This is a genomic window from Allobosea sp. WAO (assembly GCF_001509835.1).
GTDB lineage: Bacteria > Pseudomonadota > Alphaproteobacteria > Rhizobiales > Beijerinckiaceae > Allobosea.
Genome location: NZ_JXTJ01000007.1, coordinates 366,429 through 379,002 on the forward strand (window position 1 = coordinate 366,429; position 12,574 = coordinate 379,002).

Genomic DNA, 12,574 nt, shown 5'->3' on the forward strand with positions numbered 1-12,574 from the left:
ATGAAGATCACCATCCACGGCTCGGGCGACGCGTTCGGCTCCGGCGGCCGCTTCAACACCTGCCTCCAGATCGAGGCGGGCGAGGCGAAGCTGCTGCTCGATTGCGGCTCCTCCAGCATGGTCGCGCTCAACCGGGCCGGCGTCGTGCGCAACCAGCTCTCGACCCTGCTGTTCACGCATTTCCACGGCGACCATTTCGGCGGGCTGCCGGCCTTCCTGCTCGAAGCACAGTTCCTCTCGCGCCGGCGCGAGCCTTTGACCATCGCCGGCCCGGAAGGCATCGAGCACCGGGCCCGGCATGCGCTCGAAACCGATTTCCCCGGCGCCTCCAGCAATCGCTGGCGCTTCCCGATCACTTATGTGGAGGTCACGCCCGAGGCTCCGGCGGAGCTCGACGGCATCGCGGTCGAAGCCTTTGCGATGGTGCATGACGAGCGCGCCGGCCCCTGCCAGGGCTACAGGCTGAGGCAAGGCGGCAAGACCTTCGCCTATTCCGGCGACACCGCCTGGACCGACGCGCTGATCCCGCTCGCCGCGGGTGCCGATGCGCTGCTCGTCGAGTGCTACACATTCGACCGGGTGCTGGCCAACCATCTCGACTACCGCTCGCTCGCGGCCCATCGCGACGCGCTCGACACGCCGCGCCTCATCCTGACCCATATGGGGCCGGATATGCTGGCGCATAGCGAGCCGCTGCCCGAAACCCGCGCCCATGACGGCATGGTCCTCTTCCTATGACGGGCGCCGCGCCTGCCGCGATCGAACTTTCCGGCGTCTCGAAATCCTTCGGCCCGGTCGCCGCCAACCGGGACGTCTCGCTCACGGTCGCCGCCGGCTCGATCCACGGCATCGTCGGCGAGAACGGCGCCGGCAAATCGACGCTGATGTCGATCCTCTACGGCTTCTACGAGGCCGATTCCGGCGAGATCCGGGTGCGCGGCGAGAAGCGCGCCATCCGCTCCTCGGCCGAGGCGATCGCCGCCGGCATCGGCATGGTCCACCAGCACTTCATGCTGGTCGAGCCGCTTTCGGTGGTCGAGAACGTCGTGCTCGGCGCCGAGGGAGGGCCCTGGCTGAAGCGCGGCGTCGCCAAGGCGCGGGCCGAACTCGCCAGGCTCTCGGCGCAGTACGGCCTTGCCATCGACCCGGATGCGACCGTCGGCTCGCTCTCGGTTGGGCTGCAGCAGCGCGTCGAGATCCTGAAGGCGCTCTACCGCGGCGCGGACGTGCTGATCCTCGACGAGCCGACCGCAGTGCTGACCCCGGCCGAGGCCGACCAGCTCTTCGAACTGCTGCGGGCGCTGAAGGCGCAGGGCAAGACGGTGATCCTGATCACCCACAAGCTGCGCGAGATCATGGCGGTGACCGACTGGGTCTCGGTGATGCGGCGCGGCGAGATGGTCGCCCATGTTGAGACGGCCCGGACCTCGCCGGCGGAGCTCGCCGAGGCGATGGTCGGCCGGCGCGTGCTGCTGCGGGTCGAGAAGGCACCGCGCAAGCGCGGTGCGCCGGTGCTCGAGGCGGCCGGGCTCAGCGTGGTCGACGGCCGCGGGCACGAGACGCTGCGCGATGCCAGCCTGACGCTGCATGCAGGCGAGATCGTCGGCATCGCCGGCGTCGCCGGCAACGGCCAGAGCGAGTTGCTCGACGTGCTCGCAGGACTCGTCCAGCCGGCGCGCGGGGTGATCCGCCTCGATGGCAAAATCCTCAACGCCGCCGACCGAAACCCGGCCAATCTGCGCCGGCTCGGGCTGATGCATATCCCCGAGGACCGGCAGAAGACCGGGCTCGTCACCGCCTTCGCCGCGGCCGAGAACATGATCCTCGGCTATCACGACGATCCGGCCTTCGGGCCGGGGCCACTGCTATCGCCTGCGGCCGTCCGCAACCATGCGCTCTCCGGCATGCAGGCCTATGACGTGCGCCCCGCCGATCCCGCTCTGAAGACGGCGAAATTCTCCGGCGGCAACCAGCAGAAGATCGTGCTCGCCCGCGAGATCGAGCGGGCGCCGAAGGTGCTGCTGGTCGGCCAACCGACGCGCGGCGTCGATATCGGCGCGATCGAATTCATCCATCGCCGCCTGATCGCGCTGCGCGATGCCGGGGTCGCGATCCTGCTGGTCTCGGTCGAGCTCGAGGAGGTGATGGCGCTGTCCGACCGGATCCTGGCTCTCTGCGGCGGCAGGATCACCGGCGAACGCGTCGCCGATGAGGCGGACGAGCGCGATCTCGGCCTGCTGATGGCCGGCGTCAGCGAGCGGGCGGCATGAGCGCCGCACCGATCGAGCTGCCGCGCTGGGCCGACACCGCGCTCGTGCCTGTTGTCTCGGTCGCGGCCGCGCTGCTGGTCGCCGGGCTCGTCGTGCTCGGCATCGGCGAGAGCCCGCTGGAGGCGACGGCGCTGCTGCTGAAAGGTTCGCTCGGCAGCCTCGAAGGGCTGGGATTCACGCTCTATTACGCCACCAATTTCGTCTTCACGGGGCTCGCCGTCGCTGTCGCCTTCCATGCCGGGCTGTTCAATATCGGCGGCGAGGGCCAGGCGACGGTCGCCGGCATCTTCGCGGCACTGGCCTGCCTCTGGCTCGCGCCCCTCCCCGGCATCCTCCTGGTACCGCTCGCCATCCTCGCCGCGGCGGCGGGCGGCGCGGTCTGGGCCTTCATTCCCGGCTATCTGCAGGCGATGCGCGGCAGCCATGTCGTGATCACCACGATCATGTTCAACTTCATCGCCGCGACGCTGATCGTCTACCTCCTGGTCGAGGTGATCGGGAAGCCGGGCTCGATGCAGCCCGAGACCGCCGACTTCGCCAAGCATGCGACGCTGACGCCGATGCATCAGCTCTTGGCGCCGTTCGGCCTGAAGCTGCCGACGACGCCCTTGAACAGCGCCTTCCTGCTGGCGCTCGCCGCGCTCGTCGCAGTCTGGCTGCTGATCTACCGCTCCCGCCTCGGCTATGCGATCCGCACCGTCGGCGCCAATCCGCGCGCCGCCGCCTATGCCGGCATCTCGCCGGCCAAGATCACCATGGTGGCGATGGCGCTTTCGGGGGCGCTAGCCGGCGGGCTCGCGGTCAACGAGGTGATGGGCGTGCAGCATCGGCTGGTGCTCGATTTCACCGCCGGCTACGGCTTCGTCGGCATCGCGGTGGCGCTGATGGGCCGCGGCCACCCGGTCGGCGTCGGGCTCGCGGCGCTGCTCTTCGGGGCACTCTACCAGGGCGGCGCCGAGCTCTCCTTCGACAAGCCGACCATCACCCGCGAGATGGTGGTGGTGATCGGCGGCGTGGTGATCCTGTTCGCGGGGGCGCTGGAAGGGCTGTTCCGGCGGCTGGTCGCGGGCACGCTGCGGCCCGGACGCGGAGGCTAGGCGATGGAGATCGTCCAGACCCTCGCCGTCATCCTCGACTCGACCATCAGGCTCTCGGTGCCGCTTCTTTGCGCCGCCATGGCCGGGCTCTGGTCGGAGCGGGCGGGCGTCGTCGATATCGGGCTCGAGGGCAAGATGCTGATCGCCGCCTTCGCCTCGGCGGTGATCGCCTACAAGACCGGCTCGGCCTGGGCTGGGCTCGGCGCCGGCATCGCCGCTTCCGTCGCGCTCTCGCTGGTCCATGGCTTTGCCGCGATCACCTGGCGCGGCAACCAGATCGTCTCCGGCGTCGCCATCAACATGCTGGCGGCTGGGCTGACCGTGATCCTCGGCAATGCCTGGTACGGCCAGGGCGGGCGCACGCCGCCTCTGGAGGGCGCGGCGCGCTTCGGCGAGATCGAACTGCCGCTGGTCGAAACGCTGAAATCCGTCCCCGTCCTCGGGCCGCTCTACGACATCGCCGTCTCCGGCCACGCCGCCCCGGTCTATCTCGCCTTGCTCTGCGTCGTGCTGACGGCGCTGGTATTGAAGCACACCCGCTTCGGCCTGCGCCTGCGCGCCGTCGGCGAAAACCCGGCGGCGGTCGACACGGCCGGCGTCTCGGTCGCCGGGCTGCGCTATGCCGCCGTGATCATCTGCGGCGCGCTCTGCGGCCTCGGCGGAACCTATCTCGCCGTCTCGCAATCGGCCGGCTTCCTGCCGCAGATGACAGCCGGCAAGGGCTTCATCGCGCTGGCCGCGGTGATCTTCGCCAATTGGCGGCCCTGGCCGGCGCTCTTCGCCTGCCTGCTCTTCGGCCTGCTCGACGCGATCGCGATCCGCCTGCAGGGCGTTGCGCTACCAGGCATCGGCCAGGTACCTGTGCAGGCGATCCAAGCCCTGCCCTATGTGATGACGGTGGTCCTGCTCGCCGGCTTCATCGGCAAGGCAGTGCCGCCCAAGGCCTCCGGCCTGCCCTATGTCAAGGAACGCTGAACCCGCCATGGGCCCCGCCACGACCGAAATCGACGCCCTCTTCACTGCCGCGCAGGCCGCGCAGGCGCGCGCCTATGCACCCTATTCACGCTTCCCGGTCGGCGCCGCGATCCTCGCCGCAGACGGGAGCGTCCATGCCGGCTGCAATGTCGAGAACGCCGCCTATCCGGTCGGCGCCTGCGCCGAGGCCGGGGCGATCTCGGCGATGGTCGCAGGCGGCGCCCGCGCGATCCGCGCCATCCTGGTCATCGGGCCGGGCGAGGAGCTGGTGACGCCCTGCGGCGCCTGCCGCCAGCGTATCCGCGAATTCGCGGCGCCGGAGACGCCGGTGCTGATCGCCGGGCCGGACGGGGTGCGGGCGCGCTTTTCGCTCGCCGAGCTGTTGCCAGCCTCCTTCGGACCGGCCAATTTGCCGAAGTGATTTGCGGCGCCCGAGAGCCGCCTGAGACGGCGCGCGCGGCGCGCCGATGGAGCGTACATTATGGCGGCGGATCCGCTTTTCGACCAAGCGGCATCGGTCCTGATCGACCGTGGCATCGATGGCGGCATCGACTGCGCGATCGTGCTCGGCACCGGGCTCGGGCGCATCGTCGACGATATGACCGATACGGTCTCGATACCGTTCGCTGAGATTCCCGGCTTTCCGCAGGGCTCGGTCTCCGGCCATGCCAAGCAGGTCAGCTATGGCCTGCTCTACGGCAAGAAGGTGCTGATCTTCGAGGGCCGGGCGCATTTCTACGAGACCGGCGATCCGGCGATCATGCGCGTGCCGCTCGGCCTTCTGACAGCGTTCGGCTCGCCGCCTTTGGTGCTGACCAATGCCGCCGGTTCGCTGCGGCCGGATCTGCGGCCCGGCAGCCTGGCGCTGATCACCGACCACATCAACTTCAACGGGCCGAACCCGCTGGTCGGCGATGTCGGCGACGGCCGCTTCGTGCCGATGGTCGACGCCTATGATCCGCATCTGCGCGCCCGGCTGAAGAAGGCCGCCGCCACCAGCGGCGCCAATATGGGCGAAGGCGTCTATATGTGGTTCAGCGGGCCGAGCTTCGAGACGCCGGCCGAGATCAGGATGGCGAAGCTGCTCGGCGCCGATCTCGTCGGCATGTCGACGGTGCCGGAGGTGATCCTGGCGCGGCGGCACGGGCTACGCGTCGCCGGCATCTCGATCATCACCAACATGGCTGCCGGCATGCTCGGCGGCGCGCCGAGCCATGGCGAGACCCGCGACGTCGCCGCCGCCGCGACCGCCGGGCTGCGCCGCGTCTTCCGCGCCTTCCTGACGGACCTCTGACGTGACTGAAGACAGCGATCTCGCGCTGCGCGCCCTCAGGCTGCTCGACCTGACCGATCTTTCGGAACGGGCGACGGAGACCGGCGCGCTGCAACTCTGCACCCGCGCCGTCGCGCCGCCCGGGCCGGTGGCGGCGATCTGCTTGTGGCCGCAATTCGTCAAGACGGCACGAAGGGCGCTGCGCGAGCAGCCGGTCCAGATCGCGACCGTGATCAATTTCCCGGCCGGCGGCAGCAATTGCAGCCTGATCGAGAACGACCTGTCCGAGGCGCTCGCCGATGGCTCCGACGAGATCGACCTCGTGCTGCCCTGGCGCGCCTTCCTCGCCGGCGACCTCGCCAGCGCCCGCGACATGGTGGCCGAGGCCAGGGCGCGCTGCGGCGACAAGACGCTGAAGGTCATTCTCGAAACCGGCGAGTACCCCGACCAGGGTGCCGTGCGTGCGGCTTCCGAGCTCGCCATCGCCGCCGGCGCCGACTTCATCAAGACCTCGACCGGCAAGACCGCAACCTCGGCAACTCCCGAGGCGGCGCGGACCATGCTGGAGGCGATCAAGGCGTCGGGCCGGCCGGTCGGGCTGAAGCCGTCAGGCGGCCTGCGGACGCTCGCCGATGCGCGGACCTATCTCGATCTCGCCGACGAGATCATGGGGCCGGGCTGGGCGACGCCGAGAACCTTCCGCTTCGGCGCCAGCGGGCTCTATGGCGTGCTCGCCGACATCATCGCCGGCACCGTCGCGGGCGAACGCACCGACGGAGCCTATTGATGCGCCTGCCCCAGGAGATCATCACTGCCAAGCGCGACGGTGCAAAGCTCGCCGCCGCCGATATCCGGCAGATGGTCGCCGGCCTGACCGATGGCGGCATCAGCGAGGGCCAGGCTGCGGCCTTCGCCATGGCGATCTTCTTCAGCGGCATGGACGCTGAGGAACGCGTCGCGATGACGCTGGCGATGCGCGATTCCGGCACGGTGCTCGACTGGAGCGACCTGCCGGGCCCGGCGCTCGACAAGCATTCGACCGGTGGCGTCGGCGATACGGTCAGCCTGCCGCTGGCGGCGGCGGTCGCGGCCTGCGGCGGCCATGTGCCGATGATCTCGGGGCGCGGCCTCGGCCATACCGGCGGCACGCTCGACAAGCTTGATGCCGTACCGGGCTATCTCACCCAGCCCGGGCTCGAGCTTTTCCGCAAGGTGGTGCGCGAGGCCGGCTGCGCCATCATCGGCCAGACCGCCGATCTCGCCCCGGCCGACCGCCGTCTCTACGCCATCCGCGACGTCACCGGCACGGTCGAGACCATCCCGCTGCTGACCTCCTCGATCCTGTCGAAGAAGCTCGCTGCCGGGCTGCACGGCCTCGCCATGGACGTGAAGTTCGGCTCCGGCGCCTTCCTGCCGCCACTGGAGAAGGCGCGCGAACTCGCCGCGGCGCTGGTCAGCGTCGCCAATGGTGCAGGCCTGCCGACCACGGCGCTGCTGACCGACATGGACGAGCCGCTCGCCTCCGCCGCCGGCAACGGGCTCGAGGTCGCCTATGCGCTCGACCATTTGACCGGGCGCCGGCGCGAGCCGCGCTTCCACGAGGTGACGGTGGCACTCGCCGCGCAGATGCTGCTTCTCGGCAAGCTCGCCGCGACCATCGAGGAGGCGACGGCGAAGATCGAGGCCACCTTCGCCAGTGGCGCGGCGGCCGAGCGCTTCGCCCGCATGGTTGTGGCGCTGGGCGGCCCGGCCGATCTGCTGGAGCGCCCGCAGGCGCACCTTGCCGCGGCACCGTTGGTCCGGCCGGTGCTGCCGGAACGCGCCGGCATCGTCACGAAGATCGACACGCGCGCCGTCGGGCTCGCCGTGGTCGCGCTCGGTGGCGGGCGGACGCGCCCGCAGGACGCGATCGACCATGCCGTAGGCATCGTCGAACTCGCCGGCATCGGCGACAGCGTCGGACCCGACCGGCCGCTCGGCATCGTCCATGCGCGCGACGAGGCCGGCTTTTCGGCGGCGCAGGCGCGGCTGCGCGCCGCCTACCGGCTCGGCGACGTCCCGGTGGAACGCGGCCCCTTGATCATTCCCGTTACGGAGGCATCCCAGCCATGAGCCTGTTGGTGGCAATGACCGTCTGGCATGTCGAGGACTGGCGCGCGCGTTTCGCCGCCCTATTGCCGGAACTGCCGGTGGTAACGCTCGGCGAGCCCTTCGACCGGCGTGCCGTGCACTATGTCGCGAGCTGGAAGCATCCCGAGGGCAGCCTCGCCGGCCTGCCCAATCTCGCGGCGATCTTCTCGCTCGGTGCCGGCGTCGACCACATCTTCGCCGATTCCCGGCTGCCGCAGGTGCCGATCGCGCGGGTCGTCGACCCCGATCTGACGACGCGGATGAGCGAATATGTCGTGCTGCACTGCCTGTCGCAGCTCCGACAACTGCCGCGCTACATGGCGCAGCAGCGCGCGGGCATCTGGGAGGACGACCGCAACCAGCCGGCGGCGCGCGAGGTCCGTGTCGGCGTGATGGGGCTGGGCGAGCTCGGGCTCGACGCGGTCGCCAAGCTGCGCGTCATCGGCTTCGACGTCGCCGGCTGGAGCCGCTCGCCGAAGGCGATCGACGGGGTTCCGACCTATTCCGGCGAAGCCGGCATGGCCGAGTTCCTGGCAAGGACGGACATCCTCGTCTGCCTCGTGCCACTGACGCCGGAGACGCGCGGCATGCTGAACCGCGCCCTGTTCGCGGGGCTGGCGCGCGACGGCCGCCTTGGCGGGCCGGTGCTGATCAATGCCGGGCGCGGCGGGCTCCAGGTCGAAGCCGACATCCTCGCCGCGCTCGCCGCCGGCGAGCTCAAGGCGGCGGTGCTCGATGTGTTCGAGACCGAGCCGCTGCCGCAGGATTCGCCGCTCTGGGCACACCCTTCGGTGACGGTCACCCCGCACAACGCGGCGATGTCGGCACCCGAGACCGTCGCGGCGCAGGTTGCGGCGCAGATCAGGCGGCTCGAGGCGGGCGAGCCGCTCGAGCACATCGTCGATCCCGCGCGCGGCTACTGAGCCGCGCCAGCGAAGCGCTTGATCGCGGTGATCGGCCCGCCATTGCGGGCGAGGATGCGATCACGCGCCGGGCGCAGCGGCTCGCGGATCACGCTCATCGAGAACGCTGTGGCGTGCAGCAGGGTCTCAGGATCGGTCATGATCCCGACATGGCCCTTCCAGAAGACAAGATCGCCCCGCTGCAGACCTGTGAGGTCCTCGTCGAAGGTGACTGGTTCGCCGAGCCCCTTCTCCTGCAGGTCGGAATCGCGCGGCGCAGCCATGCCGGCCGCCGCCAGCGCAAGCTGGACCAGCGCCGAGCAGTCAAGGCCGAGGCTGGTCTTGCCGCCCCAGAGATAGGGCACTTCGAGGAAGCGTTCGGCGACCCCCACGAAATCCGGCTCGTGCACGTCGCGGGTACAGAGATGCTGCTTGAAGACGTGCCCCCCGCGCGCGGTGACGAAGAAATCGCCGCTTTCACCGGTGATGGCGAGCATGGCGCCGAGCGAGAGATCCTCGAGCGGGGGCAGTTTGATCGACGGGCCGGGATAGACGAAGGTCCGCAGCGCCCGGACGCGATGGGTCGGCACTGCCGCATCGCCCGCGAGCGCGTCCTCCGGGATGTAGCCGACATAGGAATCGCCGACGAGCTGGCCCCAGGCCCAGCCCTCATGCTGCTCGTAGACGCGGACCTGCTCGCCGGCGAGCGCCTGCGTGTCCAGCGCCGCATCCGGGCGCGGCTCGCGGCGCAGCGGCGTGACGGGCAGCACCACGCGCATCGGCACGGGGTCGGCGAAGGCCAGCGCCTCGACCTGGCCATCGAGATGGCGGGCGGCGAGATCGGGCCGGGCAGGAGTGAGGCGGCGGTCGAGAATCTGTGTCATGGCGCTAGTCTATCGCTGCCGGGTTAACAGGCGAAGATGCCCGCTTATGCCGGGCCGAGTTCGCGCGCCCGCGCCGTCACGAGATCGGCGAGATGCTCGACGGCGAGCGCGCCCGCGACCGTGCGCTGGATCACGACATTGCGCTTGTCCGTCTCGTCACGGCGGCGCGTCACCAGACCGAGCTTGCCCATCGAGTCCAGCGCGCGGGTGATCACCGGCTTGGTGACGCCGAGACGGCTGGCGAGGCCGCGCACCGTATGCGGCGGCAACTCAAGATAGATCGTCAAAAGGATCGCCGTCTGGCGCACCGACAGGTCGGAATGCGCGTCCTGGACCAGGTCGAGATGGACCTGGCGCCAGAGCTTGAGCGCCTGAGACGGTTTGATCTCCAGCGCCATGAGCGCCCGTTCCCCCGATCGTTACGGGGCCGTATCATTATCGTAGCGCCAGGGCGGCGCAACAGGTGACGCCAGACAGGCTTAACGCGCCGGATAGAGCTGCCTTGCGAGCGCATAGGTCAGCCGGGCGCCCTGGCACTCGCCACCCTCCGGCCGGCCGGGCTTGGCCGAGGAATTCCAGCCATAGATGTCGAAATGGGCGTAGGAGACGGATTTCTCGACGAAACGGTTGAGGAATAGCGCGGCCGTGACCGAGCCGGCGAACGGCCCGCCAGAGATATGGTTGACCTCGGCCACCTTGGAATCGAGCAGGGCGTCATAGGCCGGCCAGAGCGGCAGCCGCCAGACCGGGTCGTTCACCGCCATGCCGAGCCTTCCGATCTCGGCCGCCAGACCCTCGTCGTGAGTGTAGAAGGGCGGCAGGTCCGGGCCGAGCGCGACGCGGGCCGCGCCGGTCAGCGTGGCGTAGTCAATCAGCAGCTCCGGCGCCTCCTCATCGGCCAGCGCCAGCGCGTCGGCGAGGATCAGGCGTCCCTCGGCATCGGTATTGCCGATCTCGACCTTTAGCCCCTTGCGGCTCTGCAAGACGTCGCCGGGGCGGAAGGCCGCACCGGACACCGCATTCTCGACCGCCGGGACCAACAGGCGCAGCCTGACGCGCAGCTTCGCCTGCATGATCATCCGCGCCGCGGCGATGGCCGCGGCGGCGCCGCCCATGTCCTTCTTCATCAGAAGCATGCTGGCATCGGGCTTGAGATTGAGCCCGCCCGTATCGAAGGCGACGCCCTTGCCGACCAGGGTCAGGCGGGGATCGCCCTCCTCGCCCCAGCGCAGATCGATCAGCCGCGGCGCCCGCGGCGAGGCACGGCCGACCGCATGGATCATCGGGAAATTGGCCGCGAGCAGGTCGTCGCCGACGATGCTGGTGACATCGGCGCCGAAGGCCTCGCCGAGCGCCCGCACCGCCGCCTCGATCTCGGCCGGGCCGAGATCGTTGGCCGGGGTGTTGATGAGATCGCGGGCGAGCGCAGTCGATTCCGCGAGATTGGTCAGTTCCTCGCCATCGACGCCGGCCGGCAGGACGAGCCGCGCCGTCGCCGGCTTGGGCTTGCGGTAGCGATCGAAGCGATAGGCCGACAGCAGCCAGCCGAGCGCCGCGAGGCCAGGCTCGCCGATCTCGCCGGCAAGCGCGCAATCGCCGGCCGGCAGCAGCGCCGCGAGCCGGCCGGGCGCGAAGGGATCGCGCCGCCGGGCCGTCGCCGGCTCGACGCCGAGCAGAACGGCGGCGAGCGCCCCGCTGGCATCCGGCAGCATGACATGCTGGCCGGGGCGCGCCTCGAAGCCCTGTGCCTGGGCGAAGGCGCGCGCCAGCGGCGCCAGGCCCGCCCTGAGCTCCGGCCAGCCACCCGCGGCGACGCAATGGACGGGAATGGCAGGCGAACCGGCGGGCTGAAGCAAAACGTGCACGGGCGCAGAACCTCTCGCAAGGGGACCATGGCGGCCCTTGTGAGCCACGCGAATCCGGCTGGTTAACAGTCCGTTAGGGTTAACGTTTTATCACCGCAGGCAACAGTGTTCCGTAACCGGCGAGGCAGTCCGGCCGATGTCCAAGCCCATGATATCCTCCCGCATCCGTCGTTTCGCCGCGGTCTCCCTCGCCTGCCTCGCCCTCGGCGCCTGCCAGATGCGCGGCGGCCCGGGCGACGTCACCGGCTCGATCAGCAACAGCGCCAGCCAGCCACGAGGACAGGAGCAGTGGCGCGCCGAGGAGGCGCAATGGGCCAAGCGCTACGAGGCCAACTCGAAGGACCGCAACGCCGCCTTCTTCTACGCCAGGGCGCTGCGGGCGCTCGACAAGAACGCGCAGGCGCTCGCCGTCCTGCAAGGCGCCGTGCTGGCCCATACCAACGACCTCGAACTGCTCGGCGCCTATGGCCGCTCGCTCGCCGATAATGGCCGCCTGAAGGAAGCCGACGACGTGCTGAGCCGCGCCCATACTCCGGAGAAGCCGGACTGGCGGGTGCTCTCGGCGCAAGGCACCGTCGCGGACCAGCTCGGCGAACACGACCGCGCCCAGCAGATCTACCAGACTGCGCTCAGGCTGGCGCCGAACGAGCCGACGGTGATGTCCAATCTCGGCCTCTCGCTCGCCTTGTCGAAGCGCCTGCCCGAGGCCGAGCGCGTGCTGCGCGAGGCTGCCGCGGCGCCCGGCAGCGATGCCCGCGTCCGGCAGAACCTCGTCCTGGTGCTCGGGCTGCAGGGGCGCTTTCCGGAAGCGGAGCAGATCGCCCGCCAGGATATGAGCCCGGCCGAAGCGACGGCGACCGTCGCCTATCTGCGCCGCTCGGTCAGCCAGCCCAACAGCTGGGACCTGCTGCGCGGCGGCAAGGGCAAAGCACAGGCGCCTCGCACCGCCAGCCCCGCGCCGGCGCCGGTCGATGCGGAGAGCGGCCAGGCCGGCTGAGGCGGCTTGCGCTCCGGCGCTGGAGCCACGCCGAAACCGGCACGTTACCTCGCGAGCTCCTAGAGCGCCGTTCGAACGGCACAAGCGCGCCTGGCCGGCCTTGCCGGTGCAGGCCGCGCCTTTCGGGACAAGGCGGGTCGTAGCAACCTTCCCCAAGCGCCTGTTCACGGCCGGCAGGGTG

Annotated in this window: 13 protein-coding genes; 10 read left to right on the forward strand and 3 right to left on the reverse strand. The window is 70.1% G+C overall.

What is annotated here, in order from left to right; translation table 11 throughout:
- From DK26_RS14125 to DK26_RS14165, 9 genes are read left to right on the forward strand one after another with little or no spacing between them, the layout of a single operon-like run.
- Entirely contained in the window at positions 1–738 is a 738-nt protein-coding gene (locus DK26_RS14125; RefSeq protein ID WP_066473396.1) for an MBL fold metallo-hydrolase, read from the forward strand.
- Positions 735–2,270: an ABC transporter ATP-binding protein gene (locus tag DK26_RS14130; RefSeq protein WP_066473398.1), complete on the forward strand. Its 1,536-nt coding sequence runs from the start codon at positions 735–737 to the stop codon at positions 2,268–2,270. Before DK26_RS14125 ends, DK26_RS14130 begins: the two co-directional genes overlap by 4 nt.
- Positions 2,267–3,367, forward strand: coding sequence for an ABC transporter permease (locus tag DK26_RS14135; RefSeq protein WP_066473400.1), 1,101 nt, complete (start codon positions 2,267–2,269; stop codon positions 3,365–3,367). The genes DK26_RS14130 and DK26_RS14135 overlap by 4 nt, the downstream gene beginning before the upstream one ends.
- 3 nt (positions 3,368–3,370) lie before the next feature.
- The gene (locus DK26_RS14140) at positions 3,371–4,342 is read left to right on the forward strand and encodes an ABC transporter permease (protein WP_066473403.1); all 972 of its coding nucleotides are present in this window, start codon (positions 3,371–3,373) and stop codon (positions 4,340–4,342) included.
- A gap of 7 nt (positions 4,343–4,349) precedes the next feature.
- Complete coding sequence (locus tag DK26_RS14145) at positions 4,350–4,763, forward strand: cytidine deaminase (RefSeq protein ID WP_066473404.1); 414 nt, start codon at positions 4,350–4,352, stop codon at positions 4,761–4,763.
- 60 nt (positions 4,764–4,823) lie between these two features.
- Positions 4,824–5,636 (forward strand): purine-nucleoside phosphorylase, encoded by an 813-nt coding sequence (locus DK26_RS14150; protein ID WP_066473406.1) that lies wholly within the window; start codon positions 4,824–4,826, stop codon positions 5,634–5,636.
- Between the two features lies 1 nt (position 5,637).
- Positions 5,638–6,402, forward strand: coding sequence for a deoxyribose-phosphate aldolase (deoC, locus tag DK26_RS14155; RefSeq protein ID WP_066473407.1), 765 nt, complete (start codon positions 5,638–5,640; stop codon positions 6,400–6,402).
- Positions 6,402–7,727: a thymidine phosphorylase gene (gene deoA / locus DK26_RS14160; protein WP_066473413.1), complete on the forward strand. Its 1,326-nt coding sequence runs from the start codon at positions 6,402–6,404 to the stop codon at positions 7,725–7,727. The genes deoC and deoA overlap by 1 nt, the downstream gene beginning before the upstream one ends.
- On the forward strand, positions 7,724–8,668 hold the full coding sequence (locus DK26_RS14165; protein WP_066473416.1) for a glyoxylate/hydroxypyruvate reductase A: 945 nt from the start codon (positions 7,724–7,726) through the stop codon (positions 8,666–8,668). The genes deoA and DK26_RS14165 overlap by 4 nt, the downstream gene beginning before the upstream one ends.
- Here DK26_RS14165 and DK26_RS14170 read toward each other — a convergent pair.
- The 3 genes from DK26_RS14170 to DK26_RS14180 form a co-directional block, all read right to left on the reverse strand.
- On the reverse strand, positions 8,662–9,531 hold the full coding sequence (locus DK26_RS14170) for an NlpC/P60 family protein (RefSeq protein ID WP_066473418.1): 870 nt from the start codon (positions 9,529–9,531) through the stop codon (positions 8,662–8,664). The genes DK26_RS14165 and DK26_RS14170 overlap by 7 nt on opposite strands.
- 44 nt (positions 9,532–9,575) lie before the next feature.
- Entirely contained in the window at positions 9,576–9,929 is a 354-nt protein-coding gene (locus DK26_RS14175; RefSeq protein ID WP_066473420.1) for a MarR family transcriptional regulator, read from the reverse strand.
- 81 nt (positions 9,930–10,010) lie between these two features.
- Positions 10,011–11,396, reverse strand: coding sequence for a leucyl aminopeptidase family protein (locus tag DK26_RS14180; protein ID WP_066473423.1), 1,386 nt, complete (start codon positions 11,394–11,396; stop codon positions 10,011–10,013).
- Positions 11,397–11,532: 136 nt separating this feature from the next.
- On the opposite strand from DK26_RS14180, the gene DK26_RS14185 reads away from it, so the two are divergent.
- Entirely contained in the window at positions 11,533–12,393 is an 861-nt protein-coding gene (locus tag DK26_RS14185) for a tetratricopeptide repeat protein (RefSeq protein WP_066473430.1), read from the forward strand.
- Positions 12,394–12,574: the final 181 nt, after the last annotated feature.

Coding starts and splice junctions, on each gene's coding strand:
- DK26_RS14150 (WP_066473406.1), top strand. CDS start 4,824: ATGGCGGCGGATCCGCTTTTCGACCAAGCGGCATCGGTCCTGATCGAC.
- DK26_RS14135 (WP_066473400.1), top strand. CDS start 2,267: ATGAGCGCCGCACCGATCGAGCTGCCGCGCTGGGCCGACACCGCGCTC.
- DK26_RS14170 (WP_066473418.1), bottom strand. CDS start 9,531: ATGACACAGATTCTCGACCGCCGCCTCACTCCTGCCCGGCCCGATCTC.
- DK26_RS14125 (WP_066473396.1), top strand. CDS start 1: ATGAAGATCACCATCCACGGCTCGGGCGACGCGTTCGGCTCCGGCGGC.
- deoA (WP_066473413.1), top strand. CDS start 6,402: ATGCGCCTGCCCCAGGAGATCATCACTGCCAAGCGCGACGGTGCAAAG.
- DK26_RS14175 (WP_066473420.1), bottom strand. CDS start 9,929: ATGGCGCTGGAGATCAAACCGTCTCAGGCGCTCAAGCTCTGGCGCCAG.
- DK26_RS14165 (WP_066473416.1), top strand. CDS start 7,724: ATGAGCCTGTTGGTGGCAATGACCGTCTGGCATGTCGAGGACTGGCGC.
- DK26_RS14185 (WP_066473430.1), top strand. CDS start 11,533: ATGTCCAAGCCCATGATATCCTCCCGCATCCGTCGTTTCGCCGCGGTC.
- DK26_RS14145 (WP_066473404.1), top strand. CDS start 4,350: ATGGGCCCCGCCACGACCGAAATCGACGCCCTCTTCACTGCCGCGCAG.
- DK26_RS14140 (WP_066473403.1), top strand. CDS start 3,371: ATGGAGATCGTCCAGACCCTCGCCGTCATCCTCGACTCGACCATCAGG.
- DK26_RS14130 (WP_066473398.1), top strand. CDS start 735: ATGACGGGCGCCGCGCCTGCCGCGATCGAACTTTCCGGCGTCTCGAAA.